Source organism: Methylobacterium sp. Leaf111, assembly GCF_001423285.1.
Taxonomy (GTDB): Bacteria; Pseudomonadota; Alphaproteobacteria; order Rhizobiales; family Beijerinckiaceae; genus Methylobacterium.
In genome coordinates this window covers 1-15,168 of sequence record NZ_LMNE01000032.1, presented here as the reverse complement: position 1 = coordinate 15,168, position 15,168 = coordinate 1, and the positions used below count along the sequence as shown (strand labels likewise).

Here is a 15,168-nt window from a genome sequence, read left to right as displayed (position 1 = left end):
AACGGCGACCCAAAGCCCTTCGTCTGGACTGCCGACCCGGATCGCATCATCCAGGCCGCAAAGCGCGGGCACCAAATGTTAGACTCGCACCACTAGACAGTTCGTCTGCTCAACATAGAGAGGACCGGAGGCGCACTCTGTCCTGAAGTGCCCCTCTCTCCTGCGCCGTTCGGCTTCTGACAGGATGAGGCCGGAACGACAGCTCACCGACACGATTGCGCCGGCCCTGAACAGCCTTCTGAGACTACCTGGGTGCACTGGGCTGCGCAAAGCGATGCTGCTCGAACGGTTTAACGTCGTGCACAGGGGCAAGCCCAAGTGTGCGGGCAAGGGCGACAAGATCCTTCAAGCGTCCGGTTTGGGTCTTACGGCGGAGGTTGAGCCGGTGGGCCTCTACCGTTCGGGCGCTGAGGTCCAGCCGGCGCGCCACCTCCTTGTTGCTGAACCCCGCACTCAGCAGGCGCAGTATCTCTGTCTCGCGATGCGTGAGGGCGAGACTATGGGTTTCCGTGGCGGCAGCAGGGAGTGTACCAGCTTTGCAAGGCAGATCTTCAACACGCAGGCACAGCGCGGCACAGAGATCATCCAGGGATGGGCGCCGTGTGACAAAACTATCTGCACCAGCGTCCACCAGCTTGCGCAGTTGGACCGCGTCCATCACCTGAATGGCCACTAGGATGCGCAAGTTCGGCCATTGCTTCTTGAGCGTAGTAATCCGCACGAGTGCAGATGCGATCGTGTGGGCTTGCACGCTGATAAGCGCTGCTTTGCTCTGTGGCTCAGATTGATCCAGCTCTGCCTCAGAGATCAACTGAAGCGCGGGCATCTGCTCTACGATTGATCGAAATACCGGATCAACCGCCGCTAACTGGTCCTCGTAGAGAACGCCTACAGCCGCGCTCATATTGTTTGCCTGTCCTGTCCCCGTTTGAAACGATCGGGAGCTCTCAACGGCAAAGTCACAAGGTTCGTTCCACCTAAAATGGTGGAAGCTTGGGGCTGTATGGGTCACTTTCCGTGGCGGTTCTGTCGACGAACGCGAGCTTGTACCAACAGGACCCTTCTTAGCGGATCCTTTTGCTAACGGGTGTCCGCGACTTCTGCACGACCTCGCCAACACCTGAGCTTTTTAAATTCCGATCAGCCTTTTCTGACGGGTTTGAGCGTCAGCTAAACGGCCGTAAACCTGACGCTCAAAACCGTCAGGAAAGGCTGTTGGGAATTCAAAGTCTGTAGGCTTTGAATTCGGCTCGGCCCTGCTGATGGGGAGACGTTCGCTGCCTGGACGTTATGGAATTTATACCTTCTAGCATGGCCGCATGGCCCGCCCTCGATTAGGCCGGCCATACGGTCTGGTCGGCGTGCCTCAGGCGAACAGCATGACGTCGTTGTGGTTTGTGCCTGTAAGCAGATCGAGGTTGATCACGTCCATAAGCTGGAACGTTTCGCTGACGCTGCCATGCGCCGCGTCCGCCGTGATGGTGTAGTGGTCCGAGTTCGGCGCGTAGGCGAAGGTGGCGCCCATACCGAAGCCTTAGAACGCCAGGTGATCGCCCGACGCTGACCCGGCAGCGATGCCGCCGCGAGATGATCCTCGAGGGCGTCAGGAGCGCATTCGACCCAGCAGCCGCGGCGGCTGGGTCCAAGCGGGCGCTGGGCTCAAGTGAACCATAGGTCGGACGATGCGAGCGTCGGGCCGCCTTCGAGATGCATCACCTGTACCGAAGTGCCCAGAGATGTCTGACGATAGGTCAAATCGCCGGTATCTTTATTGTAATACAGGTGTGGATCGGAAAGTGCGGCATCCGAGGTGACCAGCTTAAGAGACATATCGGCAGGAAGACCCAGGAAAATTGTATTGACAATGATTTTGTCCAGGCCGCGCTGGAAGTCTGCGATGGTATCGGTACCCTGGCTCGGATCCGTAAATACGAAGACGTCGCGGCCTGCGCCGCCGTGGAATATGTCGGCTCCCGAATAGTCGTCGAAGCGATCGTCACCGTTCCCGCCATAGAGGAGATCGTTTCCCGCTCCTCCGTCGAGGAAGTCCTTGCCGCTACCGCCGTAGAGGACGTCGTCCCCCTGTCGACCGTGGAGCTCATCGTTCTTATCGCCGCCATACAGGGTATCGTTGCCGAAGCCCCCATCAAGGTAGTCGGCTCCGTCGCCACCCCTGAGCACGTCGTCGCCATCGCGCCCAAAAAGTCGGTTGATGCCGTCATTGCCGATCAGAACATCCGAATAATCCGTCCCTTCCAGGCTTTCGATCTGGCTGTAGCGGTCTCCGGCCGCCCAGCCTGTGTTTCTCTCGATATGGCCAAGATCGGCGACGATCGAACCGTCCCCATAGCGGTAGCTGACGAGGTCCGATCCGGTTCCGCCGATGAAGACGTTGGTCGAGCCCGAATCGTACATCCGGTCGTCGCCCGCGTTTCCACTCAGGCGCGCGTCGTGCTCTCCGCCGAAGATGAGGTCGCCGCCGCTGCCGCCGACGCCGACGGCGTGCGAAGGGGACGGGTGGGGGAACTGGTCGGGATGAACCTCGCCGCGCGGAACATCGGTCGCATCGGTCACCATCAACGTCGTCGAGATGTGGGATGCAAGGGATGCCGCATCCGCATTCAGAACCGTCGCCAGGTTGACCCGACCAGTCTCCGTGATCGCGCTGACGAGCACTCCCGTTCCGGTCTGCTCGAGGCGAATATGACCGTTGGCGATGACGTCCCCGGTCCAGCCCATGCGCAGCGCGAGCACGCTCACGTCCAGGACATCGCCGCCGATCCTCGTATCGAAGTCCCTGATGAGATCGCCGCCTTCGCCCGCCGCGTAATACGCGAAGCGATCGCTTCCCGCTCCACCGGTCAGGTCGTCTGCTCCTTGGCCGCCCCAAATGTAATCGTTGCCCGCTCCGGCATGGACGGTATCCCGGCCGGCCGTGCCCAGGATGCGGTCGACCACGTCGCTGCCGCTGGTCTCGCTCGGCGAGGGCGGGCCGCCGACCACGATGGTGCCGACGGGGCGAACGCCCTCGAAGCCGAAGCTGTCGGTTCCTGTGACGTGGAAGAAGCTGTCGCTGATGGTGTTATCGTGTACGTCGCCGAGGCTCGTGAAGGCGTAGACGGACAGATCCGTCATCTTGACGTTGGCGACCCTGATGTCGCTTCCGTCTCCATCGCCGTATTCATAGAACTGTATGCCACGACCATTACCTGCCGCGGACACGTCGTGCATGCTGTTGCCGACCCCGCGCGCACCCAGGACGCCCCACGAGTTGATAACGACGGAGTCGTGGACCGAGCCGAGCCGTCCTTCGCTGTGCCAGGAGAAGGCCGTTGCGGTCGCCCCGTTGACGATCACGTTCGTCGCGTGAAGTCCAATATCGGCGCCGTACTTGGAGGGATTAGCGTTGCTGCTGGCAAGACCGACGGAATTGTCGTCGACGGCGTGACGAACAGCTTCGGCATAAAATCCGTCGACCAGCGTCCCGGTCGAACTCGAGGAATGAACGCCATATCCGCGGCTTCCGTTTTCGACATCGTCGGACAGGTTGAGGGCAGCCGACTGTAGGACATGGATATTGACGCCGTCGATGACGTTGATCCCAGTCGAGTTGCTGTCACGGACGGTGAGATGGCTTACCTCCGCTCCCACCGTCGAGCGCAGCTGGACCAGGTCTGAGTTCCACTCCACCTTGTCTCGCTGACCACTGACGGTTCCGTTGGTCAGTACGGCCACGCCACTTTCGTAAGCCGAGGCACGGATGTTCTGCGTGTAGCTCTGTTCGTTCAGGAGGTGTTCGGCCAGGGTCAAACGGTCTCCGTCGACGGCAACGACCTGAAGAGCCTGGCCCACCCGCGTCGAGGCACCCTGGTCGTTCGGCAGTTCATCGTCGGCGAAGATCTTGACCCAAGTGCCGACCCCGACCTTGTCGGCGCCAGCGTAACGCACCGTGAGCATGTTGCCGCTGTGGCCGATGACAGCCTGCTGTTGTGGCGCATGGCCTCCCCTGACGCTCACGACGGTCACATCGCTCGCTTGCTGCAGCGTTGATCCGTTGAGATCGAAGTTGACCGATCGCGCGGTGACGTCGAGCGTCAGGCCCACGGAAATCGAAACGCTTTGATTTGCCGCCAAACGAACAGTCGAACCGTCAGGGGCCGCCGTCAGAGCCTCCTGGATCTCTCGTTCCGTTGCGCCCTCGGCAAGATCGATGATGCTTCCGCTCACGCACGTACCCCAAATGCATTCCTATTCTCGGTTAATGCATTCCTACCCGAGTGTCATCACCGTCATCCGCGTAGGTGCTTCGCAACCGGAACTGGAACCGGTGGGGGAATCAGACTTGCGATCGATGGCTGGCGGCACGAAAGGGGCGTGTCGAAAGCTTAGACATAAAGTGCAGAAGTGCCTTTGCCTTCCTGCTTTCACGCTTTGTTCGCCTGGGGAAGTCCGAAGCAGACACCGAGCAGTTGGTTCTGCTCGCGGACAGTTCACGCGCCGGCAAAGCCGAAGCCTTTTCGCAGCCACAGCATCGCCTCGAAGCCCTGGATGGTGCGCCGCTCTGTATCGTAAGGAGCGAAAGGCGCCCACCTGCGGCACGTTCTTCATCAGCAGTGTCGTAGATAAAACGACCGTAAAACTGACGCTCAAACATGTTGGGAAAGGCTGCTTGGAATTCAAAAAACTCAGGATTTGGATCGCACTGCGGTCGAGCCTATGCGGGCGCCTTCGCATAAGTCCGCTTATGGAAGCGAAACCTCTTGAGACTATTTTGCCCCAGTGGCATGTGCGCTCTGCTCCAGCCGAGGCGGATTAGCGCTTGCGGAAAATAAGGCCAGAATATTCGGGGTAGACACGCATGGATTTCTTGAAGCCCTACTGGGATATGGCCGTCGCGTTCATCCTTCCTTACTGGGATGCTGCTGTCGGTTATGTTGCGAGCATCCCAGCACCAGTGCTCCTCGGGCGTTACGCACCAAGTGTACTCTTGGCAGGACTTGTCCTCGGTTATGCGTTCCGAGCCAACATATCGCGCAGACGGAGAGGCCGGGCAAGACGGGAGCACGGCTGGTGATCAGTAATGCCTAGAAGCACACTTGTGTCATCAATCATTCCTCGTGCGGAGTAACATACCCGTCGTGAAACTGCCTGTAAGCCTGACGCTCAAACCCGTCAGGAAAGGCTGCTTGGAATTAAAGATCGCTGATCTGAACACAAGACGATCCCACTGAGGCAGGGCCGTTCGTCGTCTGGGCATTATGGAACCCGATACCTCTCGACAGACCGCATGGCTCACCCACGGAGAGGTAAGCCATGCGGTCTGGTCGGCGTGCCTCAGGCGAACAGCATAACGTCGTTGTGGCCAGTGCCTGTAAGCAGATCAAGGTTGGTCACGCCCACGAGCTGGAACGTCTCGCTCGCCCCACCATGAGCCGCGTCCGCCGTGATCGTGTAGAGGTCCGAGTTCTCTGCATGGGTGAGCGTCGCGCCCGTATCAAAGCTGCCAAAGCCGCGGAACTCGAGGTGATCGCCAACTGTGGCACCGGCGCCGGTGAAGTCCATGACCTTGTCGCCATGCGTCTCGCCGAGCCAGAACACAAAGGTATCATTGCCTCCGCCGCCTGTCAGGGTGTCAGCACCGCCCTTGCCGTCGAGCACGTTAGCGCCGCCATTGCCCACCAGGGTGTTAGCGAGCCCGTTGCCGGTGCCGCTGAGCGCCGCACTCGTGGTTAAAGTGAGGTTCTCGACATTGTCTGAGAGCGTGTAGCTGACAGTGGCCAGCACGCGATCGGTGCCCTGATTGGCCAGTTCCACCACCACGTCGCCGCCATTATCAACGGTGTAGGTGTCGTTGCCCGCCCCTCCGATCAGGGTATCCGCACCGAGCTTTCCGTTAAGCTTGTCCGAACCAAAACTACCCGTGATGGTGTTGGTCAGCTCATTTCCCGTGCCGCTGAAGTTAACCGTGCCCGTGTAGGTGAGCTTCTCGATGTTAGAGCCGAGAGTATAGCTGGTTAGGCTGGTCTTGATCGTATCGATGCCCTGGTTGAGGGCTTCCGTTACGATGTCGCCAGCATTGTCCACCACGTAGATATCGTTGCCGCCAAGGCCCCTCAGGCTGTCGGCTCCTGCTCCGCCATCGAGGAGGTCGTTACCACTCGTGCCGGTCAGGCTGTCGTTGCCCGTTGTGGCGCCGCCCACTACGTTCGGACCTGTGCTCACGCCGACGATGGTGAAGTCTGCAGCCGAGATCTCGGCCTTGTTGCTGAGGATGGCGAACTGCACGGCAGCCTCGCTGCCGCGGCCATCGGCATCGTACGATAGGCTGCCGGTGCTCCGGTCGTAGACAATGCGGTCATCCTCATCGAGCGCGCCCGTGCTCAGATCCTTGAAGACGGCGGCCGCGAGAGGCCCCGCCGTCAGGCCGTCGAACACGCCGGCATCGAGCTGGATGGTGTCATCCACCGCCACGAAGTCGGTGATCCGGTCGACGTTGGCAGATCCGAGGTCCAGGTTGTCCGACCCCAGGACCGTGCTGAAGCCGAAGGTGTCAGCTCCCGCTCCCCCCGTCAGGATATCGGCACCACCCTTGCCGTCGAGCAGGTTGGCGCCGGCATTGCCGATCAGGGTGTTGGCGAGGCTGTTGCCCGTCGCGTTGATCTTGGCACTCGAGGTCAGTTGCAGCGTTTCGACGTTGTCGCTCAGGACATAGCTCACTTGCGACAGAATACGGTCGTTGCCCTGGTCAACGAGTTCGACGACAACGTCGCCGACATTGTCGACGATGTAGGTGTCATTGCCGAGACCGCCGGTCAGCGTGTCGGCGCCGCCCAGGCCTGAGAGGCGGTCGCCGGCCTCCGAGCCGGTGATCTGATTGGCAAGCGCATTGCCTGTACCAGTGAAGGCCTTCGTGCCGGTATAGATCAGGTTCTCGAGGGTCGCCGCAAGGGTATAGCTTGTGAGCGAGGTGCGAACGGTGTCGGTGCCGCCGTCCGCAGCCTCGACAACGACGTCACCCGTGCTGTCGACCACATAGACGTCGTCACCGAGGCCGCCGACCATCCGGTCGTTACCGGCACCGCCGTTGAGGTAATCGTCGCCCTCGAGTCCGTTGAGGATGTCGTCCCCGCCCAAAGCGTCGATGCTATCGCTGCCGGAAGTTCCCTCGAGCGTCTCGCTATTGGCGGTGCCGACGATCGACGCCGCGGGAATTGCGCTTTGCTGGATGATGCGCAGGTCCGCGCTGACCGCGCTGATGGCATGGCCGCTCGTGTCGACCTCGGCCGCGGCGACGACGAGCACCCGGTTGGGGGGCAAGGTGGCTGAGATGGTGCCAAGGCCGGCGGCATCAAGCACGATCGTCTCGTAGACGACGTTGGTCGCAGTGTTTCCCTCGAAGGGACTGGAGAAGGGAACGTCCTGCTGGGCCACCGCCATCATCTGAACGCGCACGGTCGAGCCGGGCGCGCCCTGGACGCTGATCGTGGGGTCTCCCGCCGGATAGACGATATTGCCGCTGCTCACGTTCTGGAGTGACACGGTCGGTGCGGCGTGGAGGTTGGAGACACCCCGCGCTTCGGTCTGCGCCACGCCCGACCCGAACAGATCGGCCTGCGTGATCGATCCATCGGCGAAGATGAAGGAGACGTGCGATCCCGCGAGTTCCGCGCCGGACACCCCGCCAGCCGGCACGGATTGCTTGAAGCCGAGCAGCGAGTCCGGATCGATGTCCAGCGAGAAGCTGAGCCCCTCGCCGGGATTGAAGTCGTTGAAATCGAGCGTCATCTGGCGATAGCCAGTGGTCGCACTGCCGATCTGATAGGACGCGCTGGCCGTGAAGCTCCCGGTCTGACTGTTGATCTGGAACGGCTTGCCGTTGTCGCCCCCCGCGGCGTTGGGGTCGAAGAACACACCATCGGGCAGGATGGCTTGGCTGAAGTTGATGACGACCTGCTTGAGGTCGTTGCCGCTCTGGCTCAGGTTATTCAGCTTGATGGTGTTGGGGTCGAAGGTGCTGACGTTGATGCCGGCATTGGGTGTGAAGATCAGCTCGGCGACGCCCGCCTCAGGTTCGGCCTTGGCAGTGCTGGTGACGTCGATCGCGTTGAAGGTGGCGGGGAAGGGCGCGCCTGGCCCCTCCGAAGTCGCGATGATTCCCACAGCAAGACCGGTCGCCGTGCTGGCTCCCGCTGAGGTGGTGAGGACACGGGTGCCGCGGATCGCCTCGAGCAATTCGCCGCTGAGCGGAATGGCCGTTCCGGATCCCGTGAAGAGGTCGCCCGGATCGCTCTGGGTGCTTCCACGGCTGACCGTCCAAGTCGGCGTCACGGTTCCGAGCACAGGATCGACGTTGAACGAGAGGAAGATGGCGTCGGATGCCGTGATCGCCTTCTGCCCGCTCCCAAATACTGGAACCGCATAGGTCTGGTGGGCTACGACGGCGTTGCCACTCTCGACGATGATGTCGATCACCGGCGTGTTCGCGACGCCCTTGAAGGTCGCGGCTCCTGCAACAAAGCGGACGTAATTGGCCTGGTCGCCGGTGCCGATGAAGAAGCCGACGCTCTGGTTATCCTGTGGTGTGGTGCCATCGAACGGATTGTTGACCTTGCCGGTGACAGTATAGGTCGCCACGTCCGCGCCGATATCGATACCGAACTGATAAGCATCGGTCTGGGTGTTGGTGAGCGAGGTTCCGGCGGTGATATCCTGGATCAGAACCCCCGAGGCCGCGCCGCCCATGATCGTCTTGTTGGGATCGTACTGGGCCGTATAAGGGTCGACCCCGTTGAGCATCACGCCGGTGAAGCCGAGATTACCAATGCCGCCCGGGCCGGGATGCGGCTCGTTCTGGCTGAAGCTCCACACCAGGCTGGAATCCCCCTCGAGCAGCACCGACTGGCCGTTCGTGGGATCGACGGGGAAGGGATCGACGATGTTGCTCAGTCCGTCGCTGTCCGTGTCCTGCTGAGCGGGTGGAGGACCAGGGTCCTGACCGGGGGTGAGCACGGTGATGCCGCCGCCGTAGCTTGCCACCCACAGCGTGCCGGCGAAGGGCCCTGTCGCGGGTGCGGCATGCACATCGAGCGCGCTGCCGTTGCCGAGCACGCCAGTGGGCGTGAGGTTCGTGATCCCCAGCACAGTCTTGCCGTCGGCGGACAGGTCGACGCGGTAGATGGAATCGTCGTTGAGCGAGGCGGCGACGAGGTCGCCGCGCATCTCGCCGTTGAACGCGCTCGCGCGATAATCATCGATGCCGTTCACGGAGCCCACGAACGTACCGAGTTCGCCACGCAGGTTGAGCGGAGTCTCGAGTTCGCTGGGAAGAATATCGGCCCGGTTGAAGCCGGGAGGCAGGTAGTATCCGTCGACCGGGTTCGCCATGGAGGCCGGGACGGGCGGCCAGTCGGCGGGCAGCGGAACCGGAGTTCCATCGGGCTGATAGAGGCCGGCGCCAGTGGGGTTGGCGCGAATGGGAGCGGCGTGGCCTCCGTAATAGCCCTCCTCGATCAGGTGAAGCGGGGCCTTGTTGACCGAGCCGCTGCCGTCATTCACGGCGTTAGTCACCTGAGCGTTTGGCGTAGGGCCGAGCGTTCCGTCTGGCTGACGGTACAGCGGCGGTCCACCCCAGGTGGGATTCCCGCCATTGTCCACACCGTAGATCTGGCCGTTCTCATTCACGGCGATGTCGTAGAGATTGCGAAATCCGGTGGCATAGATCTGGACCGGGCTATCGGGCGTCAGACGGGCCTGGTTGAGGCCGTTGTTGCCGCCAAACACCTCGGGATCCAAGGCATTGACGATGTCGTCGGAGCCTGGACGGGTTGGATCATCGACGGTTGGCAAAGCGTACTTGTAGGTCTGACCGCGATATGTCTTGCTCGGCATCGTGTCGATGGCAGCGACATCGATGTCGACGATCGAGGACCCATAGGCATATTCGGAAAGATATCCGAATTCCTGTGACGGAGCGCCAGCATTGGTCTGGCCACCGACGGTCAGCAGGATATGTCCGTTGGCCGGGTTTATCTGCAGCCCATTGACCGCATGGTTCTCCTCGCTGCGCGGAAGTCCGATGACGAGGTCCTCCTTGACCCAAGCGCCACTGGCATTCTTCGTGAGCCGCGATAGCGTGCCTGAATTGGTGTCGAGGCCGGTATCCCCTCCCGTGGCGCCGCCGCCGATGCGCGGATCACTCGAACTAACATAGAGGACCGGCTTGTCCGCAGTGCCAGTTACCAAAATGCCCGTGACTTGGCGTGTGGTAATGGCGGCGTTGAAGGTGCCGTCATCGTTATGGTTGGGGATAGCACGGACAAGGTTGATCGTCTCCTTGTTCGTAGCGGTGTAGCCGCCGGCACCGTCGGATGTGACAGTGACGGCAGCGATAACACCGTTCGTTTGAGATATGTAAAGCTTGCCATCTGGCCCAAATTGCAATGAGGTTGGATTAGCAATCGTCAGCCCGGACAACTGAGCTTGCGTAAATGCAACCATGACAAACCCCTTTTTTTCTTAGCTCGGCCTCCAGCACCGGTCTGAAGTCGAGGTCACAGTGCCTCGATTGCATTCCTGGGGCCCTAGCTTGCGGAATTCAATGCATTGGCGAGCGAACGCAATCCATTAACAGTTTCCGACGACAGTGAGGCCGCCGGGACCTGTAGGTTAGTCAATTACTAGATTTTTCGGTCGAGTTTGCAACAGGTATCATCAAAAATTCGCGGCTATCAAGTTCGAATCTTATGCATACGGAAATTTCCATCGACCCAAATTCTAACTATTGTTAAATTATACGGCTTATCGAAAAGCGTTTTAGAGGTTCAGGGACTGTATACGAATGGGATGCGCGCCTAGCTGTCGTTGCCCAGAAGGTTGTTCAGCCTTTGCCAGGGTGTCGCATGTGGAGGATGTTGTCATGGGACGGAAGAAGCATACGGCTGAAGAGATTGTCGCCAAGCTGCGCCAAGTTGATGTTCTGGTCTCGCAAGGTCGCAAAGTTGCCGAAGCAATCCGCTCCATTGAGGTGACTGAGGTCACGTATTACCGCTGGCGCTCCGAATACGGCGGCCTGAAGGGTGACCAAATTAAGCGGCTGAAGTCTCTAGAGACAGAGAACGAGCGCCTTCGTCGGGCGATCTCCGACCTGACTTTAGAGAAGCTTATCTTGAAGGAGGCAGCTTCGGGAAACTTCTGAGCCCGGCTCGCCGCCGGGCTTGTGTCGCTTACGTTGTTGCCGAGCACGGTGTGTCCGAACGTTTCGCCTGCCGTGTCCTGGGGCAGCATCGTTCGACGCAACGCAAGGTCGCCGTCCTGGTCGAGGACGAGGCCGCTCTGACGGCTGCTATCGTCGCTTTGGCTCGCCAGTACGGGCGCTACGGCTACCGTCGGATCACGGCCTTGCTCCGGCGTGACGGCTGGACGGTGAACGTGAAGCGCGTCGAACGGATCTGGCGCCACGAGGGGCTCAAGGTTCCGGCTCGCCAGCCGAAGCGGGCACGCCTTTGGCTCAACGACGGTTCGTGCCTGCGTCTGCGGCCAGAGCATCCTGACCACGTCTGGTCGTACGACTTCGTCGAGCACCGTACGCATAACGGGCGCAAGTATCGGATGTTGAATGTGATCGACGAGTTCACCCGCGAGTGCCTGGCCATCCGGGTCGCCCGTAAGCTCAAGGCGCTGGACGTGATCGACGTGCTCTCGGACCTGTTCAGCCTGCGCGGGGTGCCGGGTCATATCCGCTCGGACAACGGGCCGGAGTTCATTGCCAAGGCCGTGTAGGACTGGATCGCGGCGGTTGGATCGACGACCGCCTACATCGAGCCGGGCAGTCCCTGGGAGAACGGCTATTGCGAGAGCTTCAACGCGAAGCTGCGGGACGAACTCCTCAACGGCGAGGTGTTCTACACCCTCAAGGAGGCCAGCGTCGTGATCGAGCAATGGCGGCGGCACTACAACAGCATCCGACCGCACTCGTCGCTCGGCTACCACCCGCCTGCGCCGGATGTCGTCATTTGGCCAACGGAACCGAGCAGCTCAGCGCCGCTCGCTCAACCCGCCATCGTCACGCGACCGACGATGCACTAACTTCGAACCTGGGCCACCGAATGGGGGCAGGCCACCTGACCAACATCGTAGCCTTCACGCGGCGCCCAAGCTCGGGCTCAGCGGATGAGCGGCCGGTCGTCGTTTCGATCACCGACCGGGATGGCTCGACCCTGTTCTCGTGCCCCCTCATCCCGCCTGAAGAGGGCGCCGGCACACTCATGCCGAGCGACCCGGTTGAGGTGGCCTTCGTCAGGGCCGCGCTCCAATACGCTCTCAAAAAGCTCGCTGTGCCGGAGACCGATCCCGAGATCGGTGCCGACTACACACCAGTATAGCCAGACAGCCTACTCGCCTTGGTCGCGGAGGGCTTGGCGGAGCTTCACGCCGAGAACGAGGCGCTCTGACGCCGGCTTGCTTAAGCCGAGAAGGACCGTGACGCCTGGCGCTCGGCCCCTGTCGTGATGTCGCCGGCCTGCAGGGAGCGTGCCCCAAGGGAGGGGTGCCCTAGGCTGGTGCGAAATCGGATAACTCATACAAGGGGCGGATCTCGATCTCGCTAGGACCGGGCATTGGGTTGGGACAGCGCTTCACCCACTCGACCGCTTCGGCCATATCTCTGACCTGCCAAATCCAGTAGCCGGCGACCAACTCGTTCGTCGCGGAGAAGGGTCCGTCGATGACCGTGCGATCTTGCCCATCGAAAGCAACCCGTTTGCCCTTCGAGGAAGGGTGAAGACCATCGCCCGCCAAGAGAATGGCGGCTGCGAGCAGGTCCTGGTTGAACTTGCCCATCGCCTTAAGAAGGTCGCTCGACGGCATCATGCCGGCTTCACTTTCGGCGGTCGCCTTCACTAGAATCATCACACGCATCGCTTACCCTTCCATGGTGTGAGGCATCGGTCAGCCTCCTTGACCGAGACTACGCCGATCCAAGCTGATCCGTAGAAGATGTTGTCGGCCTTCGCTGTCGTTGGCGGGGGGCAGCCTGCCCCAGCCCCACTTCCAGTCGCAGCCTGCGATAGCTGCATAGCTCTCTGACGTCGGGCATTCGATCGTTTTCCTGGCGCGAGCGTGAGCCGGGAACGGCGGAAGAACAAACTGCCCTGGATGTGTAGGAAAACCGTGTCGGGAAATCTAACGGCCGGAAAACGCTCCCGGCGTTCCTGACAGCGAGCCGCCGGGTGCCTAGACCATCCCCCCTTAAGGCATCCGGTTTGCTACCAGCCGCCCATGTCGCTCCAGCGCTTCGTATTTTGTCTCAAAACGCTTCAGGCCCTCGGCTGGCTTTGCGTCGGCCTCCTCGTCTGGCTCTCCTGGATCCCCGCTGAGTTGGAGATCCGAACGGGTATTGCCTGTTGCGGGACGGGTATCGTCCTCGCCTTCGCCTACCATGAGCCTCGTCGCTGGCGGATCACAGCCGGCCTCGTCGTGCTCGTCGGCATCCTGGAGATCAGTCAGCTTTGGGTTCCGGGCCGGACCTCACAGACAATCGACTTCGCCGCCAGTGCCGCCGGCGCAGTGGTGGGCGTCCTCATTGGGAGGGCGGCGGTAGGTTCGCTCCTCCGCCAGTTCATGCGCCCCTGGTGATTATATGCACGAGTTTCCGTAGACCTGCTCACCTCAGGATCACGACGGCGGGCGGTGTGCCTAATCATCTCGGCGGCCCGGCTCGCTGCGGATCGGGAGACGGCGCAACCGTAGCTGCGGTTGCTACGACTATGAGGTCAGGGAGGAAGCGCAGAAGGACGAGAAGCGCGCAGATGGTGAATGTCCGCATAAACGGATAACGCCGCAGCGCAGCACGGGTGCGCCGGCCAGGACGCGCAACTTCACCCATTGCTACTATAGCGGGAGCTTCACGACCCCGCGAGGAACCGAACGGCCAAGGTTCGACGTTCACTGGGACATGATTCAGTCCGAACCAACGCTTCCGACCCTTCGCACCTTGTTCCTTCTGCCACTACGGGACACCGACACACTCCTCGGCATCGCGGAGCGCCTGTGTGGAACCCAGACCACTATCGAAGCGCGCTGGGCCCTTCGGCGCATCGACACCTACCGCCGTCTTCTGGGGCTCCCTGTGTCGATTAGCGCGATGGAGCGGACCGCAATAAAGTCAGCTCGGCGAGACGAGGCTCTCCAGCGCGGCGGTGCACGGTCAACCAGTTCCGCACGGCATGTTGGCATGGAGCGGTACAATCGCCCGCTTCAACGGAGTGCCTGCAGGTAGCAAGCCTCTGCACGCTGTCCCTTGCTCTACCCCGCCGCTCTTAGCTGATAGCTCAAGCAAATTTCCGGCAACGCAAGACGAGAAACCTGCCGGAAGTCCGCCGCCCTCACCCCACTGGGCGCTCTTGCGGATAAGCCCCGCTTCCGGATTGATCGGCGGCGCAGACCGGGCGGCAACCCCGGACTCGCCTCTCACCATCGCTCCCGTCTGTCGTCGCATGCACACTGGAGAGGTTTGGCCGTCCTCGCCTAGTGGAGCCGCACCGCATTCCCACTCTCCACCAACTCGTGCTGGGTCCCTATTTGCCTAAGGAACAATCTCCACTGGACGAGAGATCTGAAACTTGATCTATGTTGTCTGGTATACCACTCCTTGAGTCGAAGACAGTAATTACCCAGGCCCGTAATGGCGGGGTTTAAGAACCGACGGTCTTGAGGATGGTGCCGAAGGGCGTGGCGCCGGTCAGGCGCGCGGTATCGACGACAGTGCGGATGTCGGCCTCGCCCTTGGCGGCCCACATCGCGCGGTAGCCGTTGGTTATTTTCCGCTGGATGACGGAAGGCCGCAGCAGCCGCTCACTCCCATTGTTGGTCGGCTCGACCGCGCCGGGATGGGCGAGGAACACCAGGAGCTGATCGCGAGCCCGTCTGATCTTGGCCTGGAGGGCTCGGGTCAGATCGCAGCGGCTCGGCGTGGTGAGGATGGCGCCGAGTTGTCGATCCAGGCTCCGGCACTTGGCGGCCAGCGTCGAGGTCGCGAGGTCGGTGACGCGCTCGGCCAGAACGAACACGGATCGCAGCCAGAGCTGCAGCCGCCAGGGCACGGGGTCGTCGCTCACTTCGACGACATAGGCGACGTCCCGGGCGAGATGGGCGAGGCAGGTCTGGTGTGCA

The 15,168-nt window shown here is 61.3% G+C and carries 8 protein-coding genes and 2 pseudogenes; 3 read left to right on the top strand and 7 right to left on the bottom strand.

What is annotated here, in order from left to right; genetic code table 11:
- Window positions 1-244 precede the first annotated feature (244 nt).
- The 5 genes and pseudogenes from ASF41_RS23990 to ASF41_RS15070 all read right to left on the bottom strand — a co-directional run bounded on the left by ASF41_RS23990 (window position 245) and on the right by ASF41_RS15070 (window position 10,497).
- Window positions 245-904 (bottom strand): response regulator transcription factor, encoded by a 660-nt coding sequence (locus ASF41_RS23990; RefSeq protein WP_082504558.1) that lies wholly within the window; start codon window positions 902-904, stop codon window positions 245-247.
- A 462-nt stretch (window positions 905-1,366) separates the two neighbouring features.
- Window positions 1,367-1,525 (bottom strand): hypothetical protein, encoded by a 159-nt coding sequence (locus ASF41_RS25030; protein WP_156653326.1) that lies wholly within the window; start codon window positions 1,523-1,525, stop codon window positions 1,367-1,369.
- 134 nt (window positions 1,526-1,659) lie between these two features.
- Entirely contained in the window at window positions 1,660-4,227 is a 2,568-nt protein-coding gene (locus ASF41_RS15075) for a calcium-binding protein (RefSeq protein WP_156653325.1), read from the bottom strand.
- Window positions 4,228-4,424: 197 nt separating this feature from the next.
- Window positions 4,425-4,599: pseudogene (locus ASF41_RS23985) on the bottom strand (IS6 family transposase); the annotation flags it as partial.
- Window positions 4,600-5,334: 735 nt separating this feature from the next.
- Window positions 5,335-10,497, bottom strand: coding sequence for a hypothetical protein (locus ASF41_RS15070; RefSeq protein WP_156653324.1), 5,163 nt, complete (start codon window positions 10,495-10,497; stop codon window positions 5,335-5,337).
- Window positions 10,498-10,915: 418 nt separating this feature from the next.
- Here ASF41_RS15070 and ASF41_RS15060 point away from each other — a divergent pair.
- Together ASF41_RS15060 and ASF41_RS25445 are read left to right on the top strand one after the other, a co-directional pair.
- Window positions 10,916-12,084, top strand: a pseudogene (locus ASF41_RS15060) (IS3 family transposase).
- On the top strand, window positions 12,012-12,380 hold the full coding sequence (locus tag ASF41_RS25445; RefSeq protein WP_162242122.1) for a hypothetical protein: 369 nt from the start codon (window positions 12,012-12,014) through the stop codon (window positions 12,378-12,380). Before ASF41_RS15060 ends, ASF41_RS25445 begins: the two are co-directional and overlap by 73 nt.
- Window positions 12,381-12,549: 169 nt before the next feature.
- Here the strand turns inward: ASF41_RS25445 and ASF41_RS15050 are convergent, their stop codons facing one another.
- Window positions 12,550-12,915: a YciI family protein gene (locus ASF41_RS15050; RefSeq protein WP_056494539.1), complete on the bottom strand. Its 366-nt coding sequence runs from the start codon at window positions 12,913-12,915 to the stop codon at window positions 12,550-12,552.
- 360 nt (window positions 12,916-13,275) lie between these two features.
- Here ASF41_RS15050 and ASF41_RS15045 point away from each other — a divergent pair, with 360 nt between their 5' ends.
- Window positions 13,276-13,632 (top strand): hypothetical protein, encoded by a 357-nt coding sequence (locus tag ASF41_RS15045; protein WP_056494536.1) that lies wholly within the window; start codon window positions 13,276-13,278, stop codon window positions 13,630-13,632.
- Between the two features lie 1,058 nt (window positions 13,633-14,690).
- On the opposite strand, the gene ASF41_RS15040 is transcribed toward ASF41_RS15045, so the two are convergent.
- On the bottom strand, window positions 14,691-15,168 hold a 478-nt coding region (locus tag ASF41_RS15040; protein ID WP_156653323.1), incomplete at its 5' end, for a transposase.

Excerpts from the sequence above, each read along its gene's own strand:
- ASF41_RS23990 (WP_082504558.1), bottom strand. The coding sequence starts at position 904 with ATGAGCGCGGCTGTAGGCGTTCTCTACGAGGACCAGTTAGCGGCGGTT.
- ASF41_RS25030 (WP_156653326.1), bottom strand. The coding sequence starts at position 1,525 with ATGGGCGCCACCTTCGCCTACGCGCCGAACTCGGACCACTACACCATC.
- ASF41_RS15070 (WP_156653324.1), bottom strand. The coding sequence starts at position 10,497 with ATGGTTGCATTTACGCAAGCTCAGTTGTCCGGGCTGACGATTGCTAAT.
- ASF41_RS15050 (WP_056494539.1), bottom strand. The coding sequence starts at position 12,915 with ATGCGTGTGATGATTCTAGTGAAGGCGACCGCCGAAAGTGAAGCCGGC.
- ASF41_RS15045 (WP_056494536.1), top strand. The coding sequence starts at position 13,276 with ATGTCGCTCCAGCGCTTCGTATTTTGTCTCAAAACGCTTCAGGCCCTC.